Source organism: Nonomuraea sp. NPDC050478 (genome assembly GCF_044458265.1).
GTDB classification, from domain to species: Bacteria; Actinomycetota; Actinomycetes; order Streptosporangiales; family Streptosporangiaceae; genus Nonomuraea; species Nonomuraea ferruginea.
The window spans coordinates 252,681-269,455 of sequence record NZ_JBITHT010000001.1 but is presented as its reverse complement, the minus strand read 5'-3'; the positions used below and the strand labels follow the sequence as shown (position 1 = coordinate 269,455).

The window sequence follows — 16,775 nt, the reverse complement described above, 5'->3', positions numbered from 1 at the left end:
GGAGCCCTCGCTCAGGTGTACGTGACCTCCAGCATGACGCTGGTGCCGTCGCCGTCGCTGTGGATGCTGAGCCGGCTGGCGCCGTGCCTGGCCAGCAGCAGGCCCCGGCCGTTGGCGCTGGTGGACGGCGGCGGCTGCGCCCGCTCCCGGCCGGGGGGCAGGCCGCGGCCCCGGTCGGTGACCTCGCAGTAGAGCCGGTCGGCGCCCTTCCACAGGGTCAGCCGGCCGTGCCCGCCGCCGTGCCGTACGGAGTTGGTGGTGATCTCGTTGACCGCCACCACGAACCGGTACAGCGCCAGCCCGGCCAGCCCTTCCTCCTCGCTGTGCCGTTCCACCTCCCGGCGCAGGCTGATCAGGGACTCCAGATCGAAGTCGCGGCTGAGCAGCGTCTCCAGCTCCTCAGCCATGGGCGCCTTCCGGGGAGAGGGGCAGCCGGCGGGCGGCGAGCACACAGGTGTCGTCTTCCGGGTTGGCGTCGGGAAGCTGGGCAATCACGTCGGCGACCGGCTGCCGGCTGCGCCGGGTGAAGGTCCTGTCGAGGGTCTCGATCACGGGGGCGAGCCCCTCGCGCAGTGTCTTGTCCCGCCGCTCGACCATGCCGTCGGTGTAGAGCAGCAACAGGTCGCCCGGCGCGATGGTGACGGCGGCGGTGCCGTAGGCGGCGGCGGGCACGGCGCCGAGCACCGAGCCGTCCGGGCGGTCCAGCTCGATGGTGTGCCCGCCCCGGCTGTGCAGCGGCGGCGGGTGCCCGGCCTGCGCCCAGCGCAGCTCGCCGGTCTCCGGCAGGTAGCGGGCCACCACGGCGGTGGCCGTGCTCGTCCCGGTGCCTCCCATGTACAGCAGGCGGTTGAGGTGGCCGAGCAGTTCGGCCGGTTCGCTCGTGGTGGTGACGGCCAGCGCCGCCAGCGCGTGCCGGAGCTGCGCCATGCAGGCCGCCGCGCGCACCCCGTGACCCGCGACGTCGCCGATGGCGAGCACCACGCTGCCGTCGCCCGCCTGCGCCGCGTGATACCAGTCGCCGCCGACCCGCTCCGCCTGCACGGCGGGCAGGTAGCGGACCGCCACCCGCAGCCGCGGCAGGTCGATCGGCTCGGTCGGGATGGGCAGCACGATCTGCTGGAGGGTGACGGCGAGCCGGTGCTCGGCCTCCAGGTTCCGCTGGTGCTCGCGCAGCTCCTGCTCGACCTTGGACAGCTTGGCCCGGGTGGTCTCGCGCGCGGTGACGTCCTGGATGACGCCGAAGATCTTGGCCGGCCGGCCCTCGGCGTCGCGCACCGCGTCGGCGACCATGCGCAGGTGTTTGACCCGGCCGCCGATCCTGACCCGGTAGGTGAGGTCGATGGTCTTGCCCCTGCTGAAGTCCTCGGCCGCCTGCGCCCGCAGCGGCATGTCCTCCTCGACCGTGAGGGTGTCGAGCACGTCGCGGGGCAGCGGACCGCTCGCGGGGTCGCGCTCGTACACGCGGTAGAGGCCAGGCGACCAGTCCACCTCGCCGGTGACCAGGTCCCACTCGCCCCACCCGAGGTTGCCCAGCCGCTCGGTCTGCGCCGCGCGCTCCTCCAGCCGGCTCTGCACGTCGTGCCTGACCCAGCTGTTGATCACACCGGGGCCCACCGGCCTGATCTGCACCGAGATGGTCATCTCGGCCGGCGCCCGCGCCGCCACGCTCACGTACGGGATGGGGCCGACCTGGCGCGGCATCCCGTCGGCGAGACACCGCTCCCACGCGTCCCACACGGGGCCGCCCATGAGCGTGGGGTAGACCTCGCTGAGCCGCAGGCCGACGATCTCCGAGCCGCGCCGTCCCGAGATGTCCACGAGCTCCGGGCCCGCCGCCATGAACAGGTAGTCCTCGACGCTCCCGTCCTCGGCGCGCACCGGCATCAGCACCGTGTGGTTGCCGGCCACGCCGTCCAGGACCTGCTGGGCGATGCGCGCCCAGTCGCCCGTCTGCGGCGGCTGCCGCAGCGGCCGCAGCGCCGACGCCACGGTGGCGCGCAGCCGCTCGGGCCCCTCATCGGAGTGCCCCTCTAATGCAGCCACCACCTCGGCGGCCAGCTCGGACACGTCGCGCCCCTGGTCGGCGGCGAGCCCGCGCAGGTACGCGTGCGCCTCGGCGATGCGGCACGACGTGCGCCCGGCGAGGATCCCGGCGGCCCGTTCCAGCGCCAGCGCGTGATCGCCGCGAACCCGCCCCAGCCGCGCGTCGAGGTCGGCCAGGCGGTCGAAGTAGTTCTGCGAGGGCTCCATCGGTTGTTCAGGACCGTCCATGTCACGGCCACCCGACCCGGCCGGACGGCGGCCTGCTCCTTTGTCCCGGCATATCGCTGTCTATCACCCGTAAGAAGGGGCCGCCAGCGTATCGGCCGCCTCAGTCCTGTCACGGGGACCGGCCACGACGGCTTGTAGCATGACACGCCGAACAGAGACCCACCTCCTTGGAGTGCCGATGCGGCGGCCGGTCCAGCTCGTGATCGTCCTGACGGTCTTCATCGACCTGCTGGGGTTCACGGTGATCCTGCCGTCGCTGCCGTTCTTCGCCGCCGACCTGGGCGCCACCGGCATCCTGTACGGGTTCACGGTGACGGCCTACTCGGTCGCGCAGTTCCTGGCCGCGCCCCTGCTCGGCCGGCTCTCCGACCTGTACGGGCGGCGCCCCGTCCTGCTGCTGGCCCTCGCCGGCTCCGCCCTGTCGCTGGCCCTGTCCGGCGCGGCCACTTCGCTGGGCTGGCTCATCGCCGCCAGGGCGCTGGCCGGGGCCTTCGGCGGCAGCATCTCGGTCGCCCAGGCATACCTCGCCGACGCCGTGCCGGAGGAACGCCGCACGGCCGCGATGGCGCGGCTCGGCATGGCCATCGGCACCGCGTTCGTGGCCGGCCCCGCGCTGGGGGCGGTGCTCGCCCCGTGGGGCTTCCAGGCCTCCGCGTACGCCGCCGCGGCGCTCGCCGCCGCCAACCTGGTCGCGGCCTGGTTCCTGCTCCCCGAGCCGCCCGGACGCCTTGCCGCCCCCGGCCGCACCGGCCCGCCGGGGACCGGCGTGCTGCTCCTGTCCGGGACGGGCTTCCTGACCATGGCGGCGTTCGTCGGCATGGAGACCACGCTCGCCTTCCTCGGCAGAGACAGGTACGGCTGGGGGCCCGAGGCGATCGGCCTGGCCATGGCCGCCGCCGGCCTCTCCATGGCGGCCGTCCAGGCGGGGCCGGTCACGCTGCTGGCCAGACGGTGGGGCGACGCCAGGGTGGCGGCGGCCGGGGCGGTGGTGATGGCGGCCTGCCTGCCGGTCGTCCCCGCGGGCCCCGCCTGGCTGTGCGTGCTGGCCGTGTGCGTCCTGTCGGCCGGGAACGGCCTGGTCACCCCCACCGTGGCCAGCCTCCTCGCGGCGGCGGGCCCACCGGACCGCCGCGGCGCCCGCCTGGGCGCCGGCCAGTCGGCGAGCGCCTTCGCCAGGATCGTGGGACCGGCGGGCGCGGGGGTGCTGTTCGACGCGGGCGTGGCGCTGCCTTACGTGGCGGGGGCGGGGCTGGCGGGGCTGGCGGCGGTTACGGTGCTGGCGGCTGGGAACTCGAAGGCGGTTTCCGTGGGGAACGAGAAGGCGTGATTGCTTTTCGTAAGTACCACCATGCGGTCGAGACGGTGATTCGGTCGCGATAGGCTGACCCACCCGGCGTGGAATATCTGGGTTGAGAGGTCGTGCGCTAATGGCCAAATCATGGCAAACCAGACATAGAACCACGCCGCATGAGGAAGTGTTATTACGACGTCAAGCGATGGCAGTAAGGGGTGAATGCCGTACGCCACGCACCGCGTTCACTTTGTCGCAAACTTGAGTCTAAGAGGCGATGGAGGACACGGAGGTGACCGAGGAGACTTACGTTGGCAGGTGGCGGCGGGTGGAAACGTGACTTCTCGCTGCTCTGGACCGGTTCAGCGGTTGCCCAGCTGGGCAACACGACCACCATCCTGACAGCGCCTCTCCTCGCGCTCTCGCTGACGGGCTCGACGATTTTCGCGGGCTGGGTCACTGCAGCTGCCACGCTACCGAGGATCCTGCTGCTTCTGCCGGTCGGGGTTCTGGTCGATCGCTGGGACCGGTTCCGGGTGATGTCCGTCAGCACGCTTATGAGGGTCTTCCTCGCGGGCTCACTGGTGGCGGCACTGTTCCTGCTTGATGGCGTAGCGGCTATTTTGTTGGTAATCGTGCTTTTCCAAGGCGTTTGTGTCGTATTCTTCAGTACGGCAGAGACGGCGGTCGTTCCCCGGTTGGTGCCGAATTCCGAGCTCCATACCGCTATGGGGCGCAACGAGGGCCGCACCCATGTGGCCACGCTGCTGGGCCGCCCCCTTGGTCTCTACCTTTTCGAGCTGCACCGCAGTCTGCCCTTCATCGTGGAGTTCGTGACCTCGGCCCTCGCGATGATGCTCCTGCGCGGTATCCGGAAGCGGAAACGGCAGGTCCCGAGGCAGAAGCAGGCGATGAGCAGAGCCGTCTTCGCCCGTGATCTGGGAGAAGGCTTCGCCTTCGTCCGTAAGGACCGTTTTCTGGCCACGACATTGGTCGTCTGCGCGCTGGCCAACTTCTTCTTCCAGACGCTGGCCCTGGTTCTCGTCCTGCTGGCATACGAGCGGCGGCTGTCCAACCTCGTCATCTACCTGCTGGTCGCCGCGTCAGGGCTGGGCGGTGTCCTCGGTTCGGCGCTCGCCTCTCGTATCCTGCGCTGGCGCAATCGTCCGCAGCTGATGATCATCGTCAGCGTGTGGTGCTGGCTGGGCGCGACCCTGGTCCTCCCGTTCGCCGAGGGCAACCCGATGATGTCCATCGCGGTGATGCTTCCCCTGGCTCAGGGGGGAATCGGCTTCTTCGGGGCGCAGCTCAACGTCGCTCTCGCTCTCTACCAAGCGTCCAACGTGCCCGAGAAGTTGCTCGGCAGAGTGACCGGCATCGGTCGGTTCCTCTCCGGTGGGGCGGTCCCCCTGGGCGCGCTGGCCAGCGGGTATGTCATCGCAGGTCTGGGCATCCGGGACGCGCTGATCACCGTGGCGGCGGTGGTCGCGATCCTGGCCATGGGGTTCACCCTGATGTGGTCACTCCCGAAGGTGCTCGTCGCGCGAGAGGTCGTCGCCCAACGCGCGAAGGCGCTCCTGAAGGGCCTTCTCCACTTCTGTCGCCGTTACTTGCTGCTGCGAGACACCGCGCGCGTACCCGAAGGCTGTGCTGACCTCGTTGCTCAGCATGCGCAGGTTGTCGTGGCTGGAGGGCGGGCACAGCGGCCAGAGTCGCTCGATCGCCACCGTGGCGGCCAGATATTCGGCCCGGACCAGCCGCAGCTGGGTGGGGAGATCTTCGCCGTCCAGCCGGGCGTTGCTGGATGCCCGCATGTCCAGCGAGATGCCGACGGACAGTCCCAGCCCCAGTACGGCCGCCTGAGTCTTGTAGTAGGCGTCCCAGGTCTCGCGCGCGCGAGCGTCCCGCCGTTCCGCGTCGCGCTGCTCCTCAGCGGCCCTTCTCGCGTGCTTGGCCTTGGCTCTCTCGGTCACCACCGACCAGCCCGCGCCGGTGAACGCGGCCAGGACTGCGCTCCCACCGGTGATCAGCGCGACAAGAGCGGTATCGGTCGCCGCCGCGAACACGACTTACCTCCCGGACGTGCAGGGCCAGGACGAAACAAGGGGGACGGCTCACCCCTTCTCGAGATCGGCGAGGATCGCGTGCCGGAGCCGGCGGGCGCCCGGCACGTCCGCCTCCCGGTCGACGACGCCGCTGAGCACGGACAGAGCGGCCCGGGGCTGGCCCGCCTTCCAGAGGACCTCGCCCAGACTCGTGTGGACGGTGAGATCGTGCGGGGCACGGCTCACCGCCGCGCGGAGCTCTTCGATGGCGCAGGCTCGCTTGCCCTGTCGCAGTGCGATGCGGCCGAGGGCCGCGAGCGACCAGCTGACGGCGCTGTTGTCGCGCAACACCTCATAGAGCCCTGCCGCGGTTTCGTAGTGGCGCTCCGCCTCTGGCAGGAGATCCTGCGTGGCCGCGAGATTTCCCAGCAGGGACTCCATCTCCGCGCGAGTGCGCGTAGCTCCCGGCGGACACGTGCGTGCGACGTCCTGCAACAGCTTGCCCGCCCGGTCGAACTCGCCGGCGAACCCGGCTTCGACGGCGGCGGACAGCCGGTCGCGGGTGTTCCTGGAGACAGCGGGCCAGAGCGAGAGGTCGAGTCGCCGCATCGGGGCGAGGAGCCGGGCGTGGACGCGTGCGCCCTCCCTGACCAGGTAGCGGTCTTCGAGCGCGTGGACCACCGGCGCGTGCAGGGCCGGCCCGCTGATCTCACCTGTCGCCGGGTCGGCGCCCCGCATCCAGGTGTCGAGCGTACGAGGGAGGATCCCGAGATCGGCCGCGACCTCGGCCAGTGTGCTCGCGCAGAACTCCAGCAAGGCCGCGTCGACGTCACCCGCGGTGGGAACCGGAGCGGGGTCGCCCCAGAAGTGCGAGCCGACGACCTGGAGAAGGGCGGGATCCACGGTGGGCAACCTGTTGCGGATCAGGTCGCCTTCGTCCCGGATCGTTCTGAGCTCGTCCAGAACGCTGACGATGTGGTGCTGGTCAGGCCGGTGCCCCCGGGTGACCACCAGCTGCCCCACCAGGTCGGCGGCGGTCTCGGGAGAGAAGGGCCGCAGCTCGAACTCCGCCGGTTCGGCGATTCCCGAAGCCTTCACCAGGCGCGACAACTCGTCCAGATGCTCCGTACGGACGGACAGGAGCAGATGGAGGCGGGGCAGTTCTTCGACGGTCTCGAAGAGTTCCTCCATGAAGCGTCGCGCATGCTGCTCGTGCCGGGTGGGAGGCCGCAGGAAGGTTTCCGCCTGATCGATGGCGACCAGGGTGGGGACGCCGTGGCCGTCCCTGATCTCCCGCCGCCGTAAGTAGTCGAGGAGCGACAGCCCTGTCAGCCGTGCGGGCATCTCGCCCGGCTCCCAGGAGGACAGCAATCCGACCAGGTAAGGATTGTGCTGGGGGAGGGCGGCTGTGGGCCAGACGCGGGTAGACGGGGTCCGGCCCACGGGGAGCGGTCGCTTGTCGTGTCTTCGCAGCTCCGGGATGACGCCCGCCCGTAACAACGACGTCTTGCCGGCACCGGACGCCGAATGCAGGATCGTCAGACGATTGTCTTTCCACAAGCTCGCGAGATCGCGAATCTCGGCATTCCGACCAAGGAAAAGACTGTTCTCGCCGGTGTCATAGGGCCGGGCCCCGATGAAGGGGTTGTCTTGTGGTGCGGAAATCGCTGTCATGGCAGACCTTGCATGCCGAGGACTCGTGAGGCGCGACTATTCGTCGGACGGCGTGCCTCTCCATACCTTCAAAAGCAGGGTAGCCTAGCGAAGCCATCGGCGCTCCGCCCACCACGATTAAAGGACGGCACAACCGGCTTTTACGGCCGGATCAATAGGCGGTGGGGACGACGTTGTCGAATCCGGCATACACCTCCTCCTTGGACGCGTCAGAGGAGAGGAGCTCGCGTATCTCTTCGTTGAGCGTAGCCAGGTCCACCACATCGTCCTGTCGTCCTGCGGCAGGGCATCGCATCGGCACGCTCCTCCAGGGGGTCAGTGGCGCGGGGGTGCTCATCATGGACCTATCACACATTCGACATCCTGCCTACTCCACGCGAAATCGGATCTCCATAATTGTGGCCGATGTATCCGTCCGGACCTGGTCGATCCCTGTTGCAGCGGCTATCGTCTTTGTTTCACACTCCATGTCCGCGGCAGGTTCCGCCGTGGGCGAGGCAAGCGGATGGAAGGCGGAGGGAATGCCCGACGTACCGCGGCCCACTGCGCGGCGAGCGATCGATTCTCCGGCAGTATGGAAAGTGCCACCCAGGAACAAGAATTTCACCGGGCGCGACGGCCTGCTGACCCGGTTGCGCAACGGCATCGTCGATCAGGACACCGCCGCGGTCGTGCCCCACGCGCTGCACGGGCTCGGCGGTGTGGGGAAAACCCAGATGGCCATCGAATATGCCCATCGCTTCCGGGAGAACTACGACCTCGTCTGGTGGATTCCCGCTGACCAACCTGGGCTCGTCCGGGCGACCCTGGCGCAACTCGCCCCTAGACTCGGCGTCCCCGGCCCCACCACCACCGGCATCGAGGACTCGTCCAACGCGGTGCTCGAAGCCCTGCGCCGCGGCGACCCGTACTCCCGATGGCTGCTCATCTTCGACAACGCGGACGAGCCGGCAGACCTCCAGGAGGTGATGCCGCAAGGCCCGGGGCACGTGCTCATCACCTCCCGCAACCACACCTGGGAGAGCGTCGTGGACACGGTCGCCGTGGACGTGTTCCCACGCGCGGAGAGCATGGAGTTCTTCAAGAAGCGCATGCGCCGGGCCATCAGCGACGAGGACGCCGACCGGCTGTCGGAGGCGCTGGGCGACCTTCCGCTGGCCCTGGAGCAGGCCGCCGCCCTCCAGACCGAGACCGGCATGCTGGCCCGCGAATACCTGCGCCTCCTCGAAGAGCGCACCAGCCGCCTGCTGAGCGAGGGCAGGCCCACCGAGTACCCGCATTCGATGACGGCGGCATGGGAGCTCTCGGTCGCCAAGCTCAAGGAATATCTGCCCGAAGCGATGGAGTTGCTGCGGACCTGCGCGTTCTTCGGACCCGAGCCCATTCCTCGTGCCGTCTTCTACCCGGTCAAGGGCCCGATCCGGCAAGGGACGACGACGCTGCTGGCCGATCCCATCCGGTTGGGCAAGGCGATCGGGCGCCTCGGCAAGTACGCGCTCGTACGGATCGAGGCGGAGGCCAACGAGCATCGGACCCTGCAGGTGCACAGACTCATCCAGGCCCTGCTCCGGGAGGAACTCGATCCCGCTGTCCAGGAGGAGATCCGCGAAGAGGTGCACTCCCTGCTGATCGGGGCCGCGCCGCAGGACCCGGCGGACACGGCGAACTGGCCGCGGTACGAAGCGCTTCTTCCCCACATCCGGCCGGCGAAGGTGGAGGAGAGCACCCGATCCGACGTCCGCGACTTCGCGCTCAACGTGCTGACGTACTTGAGCGCCTCCGGAAACCATCAAGCGCTCGATCAACATCTGGAGATCTTCCTGGAGCGGTGGACCGCCGACTCGGGAGAGCGGGACCTGCACGTGCTGCGCGCCCAGCGCATCAGAGGAAATCTGCTGCGCGAGCTCGGCCAGTTCCAGGCTGCCTTCGATGTGGACAAAGGGACGCTCGCGACCATGCGCGACGAGCTCGGCGAGGCACATCCCGACGTCCTGATCCTGCTCAACGGCATCGGCGCGGACCTGCGCGCCCAGGGCGAGTTCGGGGAGGCGCGGGAGCACGACGAGGACTCCGTGCGCCTCCACCGTCAGGTGCTGGGCGAGCAGGACCTGCTCACTTTCCGTGCGGTCAACAACCTGGCTCTCGACCTCGCCCTCATGAGCGAATACCAAAGGTCGCGTGACCTGCTGAAGGAAGCGCTCACCAGAGCACAGGCCGAGGGCCAGGCCCTGAACAGGGTGACGTTGCTCAACCTGTGGACGGGCCTCGGCCGGGCGGTGCGCCAGTGCGGCGACTACCAGGAAGCCTGCGACGTCGGCACCGAGGCGCTGGGCTACGGGCGGGAGTACTTCGACGCCGATCACCCCCGGATCCTGCTGGCGCAGAAAGAACTGGCCATCGCGCTCATGCGGGCCGGCGACCGGGAGGAGGCCCTCGAACTCGCCGAGGACACGCACGCCAGATACATGCGCGTGTACGGTCTCGACTCGCCTTGGACGCTGGCCGCCGCCACCTGCCTGGCCAACGCGCTGCGTGCCAACGGGCAGCCGGAGAAGGCCTTCGATCTGGCCCGCGACACGGCACGGCGGTATCCCGGCGTCTACGGGCCCGATCACCCGTACAACCACGGGTGCGCCAGCAACGTCGCACTCCTGTACCGCGTGCTGGGACAGCCCAAGGAAGCGCGCGAGCTGAACGAGAAGGCGCTCAAGGGCGTGGAGAGCAAGCTGTCCCGCGGTCACCACTATGCCCTGTCCATCGCCGTGAACCTGGCCAGCGACTATGCCGCTCTCGACGATCTGGACCAGGCGTGCGCCCTGGGCCTGGACACGTACCGGAGACTCACCGAGTTGCTCGGCGAGAATCACCCCACCACGCTCGCCGCGGCGGCGAACCTCTCGGTGGATCTGATCAGAGCGGGTGAGACCGAGGAAGGGCAGCGCCTGTCCAGCGCCACCATGGAGCGGTACCACCGAACGCTGGGAGAGGAACATCCGGACACCATCGTGGCCGGTGAAGGCCGCCATCTCGACTGGGACTTCGACCCGCCGCCGGTCTAAGGAAGGCTGCCGGCGGTGCTGACGACTCTGCCGCGGATGTGCGTGACCAGCCGATACAGGTCCCCGCAGTAGACGGACCTGTTGCGGAACCCGGTGCCCGTACGGTAGCGGTGCGGGTAAAGTCCGCCGCCGCAGGTCCGGACGATCTCGCAGGAGAGGCACTCGTTTGACAGCGCCTGTTCGCCGATCTGGCGGGCCGCGATCGCGGGGAGGAGAAGCGCCGTGTCGAACGAGTCGCGCAGGACGTGCAGCAGCGTTCCCGCCGCGCCGTCGTAGGCCGACTTGAGCGTGTCCACCTGTTCGATGGCCCCGTTCGTCTCCACGACCACCACCGCCACGGGGGACAGGCCGATGGTCTCACTGCGCGAATGCCGGCCGCACAACAGCCGGATGATCTCGCTGAACAGCCTGATCCGGGTCCTCCGCGGAGAGGTGGCGCACCAGCGGTCGAAGATGGCGATGAGCCAGTCACCGTAGGGGGTGCGGGAGTCTGACCAGTTCGGCGGTGGTTCGTCCCAGTTGCCGTGTGGGAGGAGGAAGTCCACCACCGGCGGCTGGAACTCCAGCAAGGACTCGTAGGTGCTGAGAGGGTCGTTCTCCAGGTCCACCGTACATAGCAGGCCGCTGAAAAGATGCCGGTACTCGTCGGCGGTGAGGAGTCGCAACCCGCGCCGGACCTCCGCGTACGTGCCTCTGCCGTTCCCCCGTCGCCGGTGTCGATCGTGTGCCTGCTCGTCGCCGTCGAGGCTGACTCCTACGCGGACGTCCAGCTTGCGGAACAGGTCGAGGAACGCCTCGTTGAGGAGCACGCCGTTCGTCTGCACATGGACGATCAGATCGACCTCGGGCGGGAGGGCGGACCGCAGGGCGGTCACCGCGTAGTCGATGTGGTCCACGCCGGCCAGCAACGGCTCGCCGCCGTGGAGGATGACCTCGACACGGCCGAGCCCGTGAGCGGCGGCGTGGTGCGCGATCCGTACGGCTGTCCGGTCGATGACGGCCTTGGACATGCGGCGCGGCATGCTCCGCCAGCTCTGATCGGCCATCTCGTACATGTAGCAGTAGTCGCACGCGAGATTGCAGCGGCTGTGGAGCTTGAGAATGAACTGGCGGAAAGGAGTGGGCCGCCATCCGGATTCCAGGAGCCCCGCCACATCGAGGCCTGACGGCCACGCGGATGGCGGTGACTCGATGTCCGGACCATGGGCTTCTCGCAAGCCGACCAGCTCCCCGGAAAGGCGAATTCAAGGTGTGCCCCGATTCGTCCCGCTGCGGCATGCCCGAGTTTAAGCACCGGCAAACGTGCACAAAAGGTCAGCTTTCGGTACGACTTTGGGCGTCAGCGTCGAAGAAAGCCTCCCGGCTGATGGACCACCGTTCGTGCAACCGCCAGGCTCCACCGACATGGATCTGGGTCGAGACGCCGGCGCGCAGGGTGAATCCGGCGGCCTTGAGCAGCCGGGCAGAGGCGATGTTGGACGGTTGCACGTCGGCTTCGACGCGGGGGAGCCGGAGGTCGGTGAACGCGAAGCGGAGCGCGAGCTCCAGCCCTTCTCGCATGTAGCCCTTCCCCATGGCGGGGGCGAAGGTGCCGAAGCCGATCATGGCCCCGTGCTCGCCGATCCCGTTGAGGTTGACGAAGCCGACCAGGGTGTCCGCGCGGGTGAGACGCACCACGTGGCCGATGGATGTGACCCCGTCGAAGCGGCGCAGGTAGCGGTCGAAGGCGTCGGGAGTGGTCGGAGTGGTTATCCACAGTCGGTGGACGCTGGTGCTGATGTGCGCCAGGGAGACGAACTCGTTCCGGTCCTCATGCGCTACTCTGCGTAGTTTCACGCGGAGATGTCGCTCAACGGGCACGTGTCCAGCCTAGGGGGAAGCGTTCTCGGCCGGAGCGAGGGTGATCCTTGACCGGCGGCATGTTTGTCCACAGGCATGGCGTGCCTTGAAGGGTCTGAGAAGTGGTGTCCCGGAAATCGAGGTCGGGAATTTCCGGTCTTTCAAGATCGTATGTAGGCGAACTGGACGACTTTTGTGAAGGATTTGCCGGGAATAGAGCACGACTATTCCTGATGCCGGAGAGAAGTCAAAGTCTCTTTCGACAGATGTGTTTGGGGGGATTCCTGGGTATATCGGTGCTACCGTCCGAAAAAGACGGTTCGAATCCGATCGGGGGAGGCAGAAATGGCTCTGACGAGTGGATGCGGAAGGCGAGGCTGCTGCAGAAGGCGTAGGTGCTGCGGCGGCTGTCGCTGCAACCGATGCTGCCGTAGGTGGTGGTGTTGGTAGTGGAAAGTCGGGAGGGCCGGCGGGTTACCCGTCGGCTCTCCCTCCAATTCTCCGATCGGGGCGAGCGGGGGATGCTGGCGCCGACGGTGACGTTGCGCCGGACATTTCGTGAATTCTGGCCCGATACCCGTGGGCTGCGGTGGTTCTTCGCAGCCGGGGTGCTCTTCGCGGTGCTGGCCTCCCTCTGTGAGGTGGCCGCGATCCGGTTGTTCGGCTACATCACCGACGAGGTGCTCGCCACCCGCGACATGACGTCGTTCTGGACGCCGGCGTTCGCCTGGCTGGGGCTGGCGGCCGTGGCCGCCGTGGCGTCGATCGGGGGCGCGTACGCGACGGCGGTGGGAGCCGAGCGGTTCCTGCTGCGGCTGCGTGACCGGGTGTTCGCGCACCTGCAGAAGCTGTCGCCGGACTTCGCCGAGAACCGCCGCCTGGGCGACCTGATGGCGCGGCTGACCGACGACATCGCGGCCATCCAGGAGCTGATGGGCTCGGGGCTGGTCAAGCTGCTGACGACGGTGACGAGTGCCATCTTCTTCGCGGGGGCGGCGTTCCTCATCCGCTGGGACCTGGCGCTGATCACGATCGCGCTGTTCCCGGCCTTCCTGATCGCCTCGAAGGTGTTCGCGTCCCGGTTCCGGACGGCCTCTGCCAGCGAGCGGGCCAGCAACGGCGACATGAACAGCGTCATCGAGGAGGGCCTGGCCAACCAGGCGCTGGTGCACGCGTACAACCGTGAGGAGACCGAATCGCGGCGGCTGCACCGCGCGGGACGCCGCTGGCTGTACGCGAACCTGCGGCAGGCGTGGCTCTCGGGCGTGTACGGGCCGCTGATGCAGGTGCTGGAGACCGTCTGCCTGATCGTCATACTCGGCGTGGGCGCCTGGGAGATCACCACGGGCCGGCTCACGCTCGGCGGGCTGCTGGCCTTCGCCGCGTACCTGGCCATGCTCTACCCGGCGGTGCAGAACCTGGGGGAGATCGCGCTCACCGTGTCGGAGGCGGCCGCCGGTTCCGACCGGGTCATCGAGGTGCTCAAGGTGCGGCCCGCGGTGACCGACCGGGAGGACGCGAAGCCGCTGCCGGGCCGCAGCCGCGGGCGGATCGCGTTCGACGGCGTCACCTTCACCTATCCGGGTCGCAGGCGGCCCACGCTGGTGGACCTCTCGTTCGCCGTCGAGCCCGGCGAACTGGTCGTGTTCACCGGGCCGAGCGGCGCGGGCAAGTCGACGCTGGCCAAGCTGCTGCTGCGGTTCTACGACCCGGAGTCCGGGCGCGTGCTGCTGGACGGTTCGGACATCCGGGATCTGACCACGGAGTCGCTGCGCGACAACATCACGATCCTGCACCAGGAGACGCTGCTGTTCTCGGGGTCGGTACGCGACAACATCGCCTACGGGCGGCCGGACGCCTCGACCGACGAGGTGATCAAAGCCGCCGTGCTGGCCGGGGTGCACGACTTCGTGCGAAGCCTGCCGCACGGCTACGACAGCGCGGTGGGCCAGCGCGGCCGGCTGCTGTCGGGCGGCCAGCGGCAGCGGCTGGCGATCGCCAGGGCGATCCTGCGCGACGCCCCGGTGCTGGTGCTGGACGAGCCCATGACCGGGCTGGACGAGGCCACGGTCGCCCGCGTGATGGAGCCGCTGCGCCGGCTGATGACGGGCCGCACCACCATCATGATCACCCACGACCTGCGGCACGTCCCTGAGGACGCCCGGGTGATCGACCTGGAGCCCGTGGCGCCGCGCAGCCCGATCAAGTTCAGGCGGTGGGCCTCCGGCACTGATATGTCGGTCCGCTGACGTACCGTGTGCTGGTGCGTGAGGACGGGTACGAGCTGGAGTTCGAAGACACCTTCGACGACGACGAGCTGGACGCGCGCAGGTGGGTGGCGCGCTACCTGCCGCAGTGGACCACCGGCGACCGCTCGCCGGCCCGTTACCGCACCGGCGGCGGGCGGCTGCGGCTGCTGATCGAGGAGGACCAGCCGCCGTGGAGCCCCGAGTTGGAGGGCGGCCTACGTGTTTCGTCGCTGCAGACCGGCGTGTTCGCGGGCCCGGTCGGCAGCTCGGTCGGCCAGCACGGGCGCGGCGCCGCCGTGGTCCGCGAGGCCCAGGCGAACGTCCGCCTCTACACCCCTCATTACGGGCTGATCGAGATGCGGGCCAAGGTCACCGACGACCCGCGCGCCATGTGCGCGCTCTGGATGATCGGATACGAGGACGCTCCGGAGCGCTCGGCCGAGATCTGCGTCTGCGAGATCTTCGGCCGCGACGTCGGCCCGGACTCGACGGGCGTCGGCATGGGCGTGCACCCGTTCGGCGACCCCGCCATCACCGACGACTTCACCCGCGAGACGCTGCCCATCGACGCCCGCGACTTCCACACCTACGCGGCGGAGTGGACGCCTGACCGCGTGTCCTTCTTCGTGGACGGCGAGCACATCAGGACGGTCCGCCAGTCACCGGCCTATCCGATGCAGCTCATGCTCAACGTCTACGAGTTCCCCGGGCCCGAAAGCGGCCCGTACCCGAAGGAGTTCACCGTCGATCACGTGCGCGGTTACCGGCGGACGTGAAAGGGCCGGCCCCGGATCGCGGGGCCGGCCCTTCACCTGTCAGCGGGTCAGCGCAGGCCGTTCCGCATCGCGGTGATCAGTTCCCCGTTGGTCGTGTCACCGCTGAGCTCCCAGAAGAACGCGCCGCCGAGGCCCTGGTTCTTCGAGTAGCCCATCTTGCCGCCGATCGTGGCCGGCGTGTCGTAGCTCCACCACTGGTTGCCGCAGTGCGCGTACGCGGTGCCCGCGACGGTGCCGGTGGCGGGGCAGCGGGTCTTGAGCACCTTGTAGTCCTCGATGCCCGCCTCGTAGGTGCCCGGAGCCGCGCCGGAGGCGGTGCCGCCGGGGGCGGCCTGGGAGACGCCGGTCCAGCCGCGGCCGTAGAAGCCGATGCCGAGCAGCAGCTTGCTCGACGGGATGCCCTTGCTCTTCAGCTTCTGGATCGCGGCGTCGGAGTAGAACCCGGCCGTCGGGATCCCGTTGTAGGAGGTGAGCGGCGAGTGCGGGGCGGTCGGGCCCTGCGCCGCGAAGGCGCCGAAGTAGTCGTAGGTCATGACGTTGTACCAGTCGACGTACTGGGCGGCGCCCGCGTAGTCGGCGGCGTCGATCTTGCCGCCGTTGGTGCCGTCGGCGGTGATGGCGGCGGTCACCAGGTTGCCGGAGCCGAACCGGGCGCGCAGCGCCTGCATCAGGTTCCGGAACGCGGCCGGGCCGCTGGTGTCGCAGGTCAGGCCGCAGGCGTTCGGGTACTCCCAGTCGATGTCGATGCCGTCGAAGACGTCCGCCCAGCGCGGGTCCTCGACCAGGCGGTAGCAGGACTCGGCGAACGCGGCCGGGTTCCGGGCCGCCTGGCCGAAGCCGCCGGACAGGGTCCAGCCGCCGACCGAGAGCAGCACCTTGATGTGCGGGTGCTTCTGCTTGAGCTTGCGCAGCTGGTTGAAGTTGCCGCGCAGGGCTCCGGTGTCCCAGGTGTCGGCGACGCCGTCCACGCTCTCGGCCGCGCTGTAGAAGCGGTCGTAGTCGGCGTAGGTGTCGGTCAGCGCGCAGCCGCCGTTCCGCGCGTCGGCGAAGGCGTAGTTGATGTGCGTGAGCTTGGCCGCCGAGCCGCTGGTGTCGATGTTCTTGACGTGGTAGTTCCGCTGGTAGACGCCCCAGTTGACGAAGTAGCCGAGGACCTTGTCCCCGCCTCCGCCGCCTCCGGTGGAGGTTCTGGCGGTGACGGCGGCGCTGGCGGCGGAGCGGTTGCCGGCGGCGTCGCGGGCGCGGACGGTGTAGGTGTAGCTGGTGTCGGCGTTCAGGCCGGTGTCGGTGTGGGTGGTGCCGGTGACGGTGGTGACGAGGGTGGAGCCTCGGTAGACCTCGTAGCCGGTGACGCCGACGTTGTCGGTGGAGGCGTTCCAGGCGAGGGAGACGCTGGTGCTGGTGACGCCGGTGGAGCGCAGGTTGCCGGGCACCGAGGGGGCCTGCGTGTCGTTGCCGCCTCCGGTGGAGGTTCGGGCGGTGACGGCGGCGCTGGCGGCGGAGCGGTTGCCGGCGGCGTCGCGGGCGCGGACGGTGTAGGTGTAGCTGGTGTCGGCGTTCAGGCCGGTGTC

11 protein-coding genes and 1 pseudogene are annotated in these 16,775 nt (G+C 69.1%); 5 read left to right on the top strand and 7 right to left on the bottom strand.

Annotated elements, in window-relative coordinates; genetic code table 11:
• Positions 1-11: 11 nt before the first annotated feature.
• Together ACIBF7_RS01305 and ACIBF7_RS01300 are read right to left on the bottom strand one after the other, a co-directional pair.
• Positions 12-407: an ATP-binding protein gene (locus tag ACIBF7_RS01305; RefSeq protein WP_219542935.1), complete on the bottom strand. Its 396-nt coding sequence runs from the start codon at positions 405-407 to the stop codon at positions 12-14.
• Entirely contained in the window at positions 400-2,271 is a 1,872-nt protein-coding gene (locus ACIBF7_RS01300; protein ID WP_397196088.1) for a SpoIIE family protein phosphatase, read from the bottom strand. The genes ACIBF7_RS01305 and ACIBF7_RS01300 overlap by 8 nt, the downstream gene beginning before the upstream one ends.
• Before the next feature lie 139 nt (positions 2,272-2,410).
• On the opposite strand from ACIBF7_RS01300, the gene ACIBF7_RS01295 reads away from it, so the two are divergent.
• Both ACIBF7_RS01295 and ACIBF7_RS01290 read left to right on the top strand, forming a co-directional pair.
• Positions 2,411-3,598, top strand: coding sequence for an MFS transporter (locus tag ACIBF7_RS01295; RefSeq protein WP_148035389.1), 1,188 nt, complete (start codon positions 2,411-2,413; stop codon positions 3,596-3,598).
• Positions 3,599-3,873: 275 nt separating this feature from the next.
• A pseudogene (locus tag ACIBF7_RS01290) lies at positions 3,874-5,034 on the top strand (MFS transporter); the annotation flags it as partial.
• A 48-nt stretch (positions 5,035-5,082) separates the two neighbouring features.
• Here ACIBF7_RS01290 and ACIBF7_RS01285 read toward each other — a convergent pair.
• Together ACIBF7_RS01285 and ACIBF7_RS01280 are read right to left on the bottom strand one after the other, a co-directional pair.
• Positions 5,083-5,628, bottom strand: a complete 546-nt coding sequence (locus ACIBF7_RS01285; protein ID WP_397196087.1) for a hypothetical protein — start codon at positions 5,626-5,628, stop codon at positions 5,083-5,085.
• Positions 5,629-5,676: 48 nt separating this feature from the next.
• Positions 5,677-7,281, bottom strand: coding sequence for a tetratricopeptide repeat protein (locus ACIBF7_RS01280; protein ID WP_397196086.1), 1,605 nt, complete (start codon positions 7,279-7,281; stop codon positions 5,677-5,679).
• A gap of 581 nt (positions 7,282-7,862) precedes the next feature.
• Between ACIBF7_RS01280 and fxsT the strand changes: the two genes are divergently transcribed.
• On the top strand, positions 7,863-10,340 hold the full coding sequence (fxsT, locus tag ACIBF7_RS01275) for an FxSxx-COOH system tetratricopeptide repeat protein (RefSeq protein ID WP_397196085.1): 2,478 nt from the start codon (positions 7,863-7,865) through the stop codon (positions 10,338-10,340).
• Here fxsT and ACIBF7_RS01270 read toward each other — a convergent pair.
• Positions 10,337-11,494, bottom strand: a complete 1,158-nt coding sequence (locus tag ACIBF7_RS01270; protein ID WP_397196084.1) for an FxsB family cyclophane-forming radical SAM/SPASM peptide maturase — start codon at positions 11,492-11,494, stop codon at positions 10,337-10,339. The two genes, fxsT and ACIBF7_RS01270, sit on opposite strands and share 4 nt — an antisense overlap.
• Positions 11,495-11,654: 160 nt before the next feature.
• Complete coding sequence (locus ACIBF7_RS01265; RefSeq protein ID WP_187281495.1) at positions 11,655-12,176, bottom strand: GNAT family N-acetyltransferase; 522 nt, start codon at positions 12,174-12,176, stop codon at positions 11,655-11,657.
• Positions 12,177-12,700: 524 nt separating this feature from the next.
• Between ACIBF7_RS01265 and ACIBF7_RS01260 the strand changes: the two genes are divergently transcribed.
• Both ACIBF7_RS01260 and ACIBF7_RS01255 read left to right on the top strand, forming a co-directional pair.
• On the top strand, positions 12,701-14,428 hold the full coding sequence (locus ACIBF7_RS01260; RefSeq protein ID WP_219542937.1) for an ABC transporter ATP-binding protein: 1,728 nt from the start codon (positions 12,701-12,703) through the stop codon (positions 14,426-14,428).
• Positions 14,429-14,442: 14 nt separating this feature from the next.
• A complete protein-coding gene (locus ACIBF7_RS01255; protein WP_187281494.1) occupies positions 14,443-15,204 on the top strand; it encodes a glycoside hydrolase family 16 protein in 762 nt (253 codons plus the stop codon).
• A gap of 47 nt (positions 15,205-15,251) precedes the next feature.
• Here ACIBF7_RS01255 and ACIBF7_RS01250 read toward each other — a convergent pair.
• A partial coding sequence (locus tag ACIBF7_RS01250) for a glycosyl hydrolase family 18 protein (protein ID WP_397196083.1) occupies positions 15,252-16,775 on the bottom strand: 1,524 nt, incomplete at its 5' end.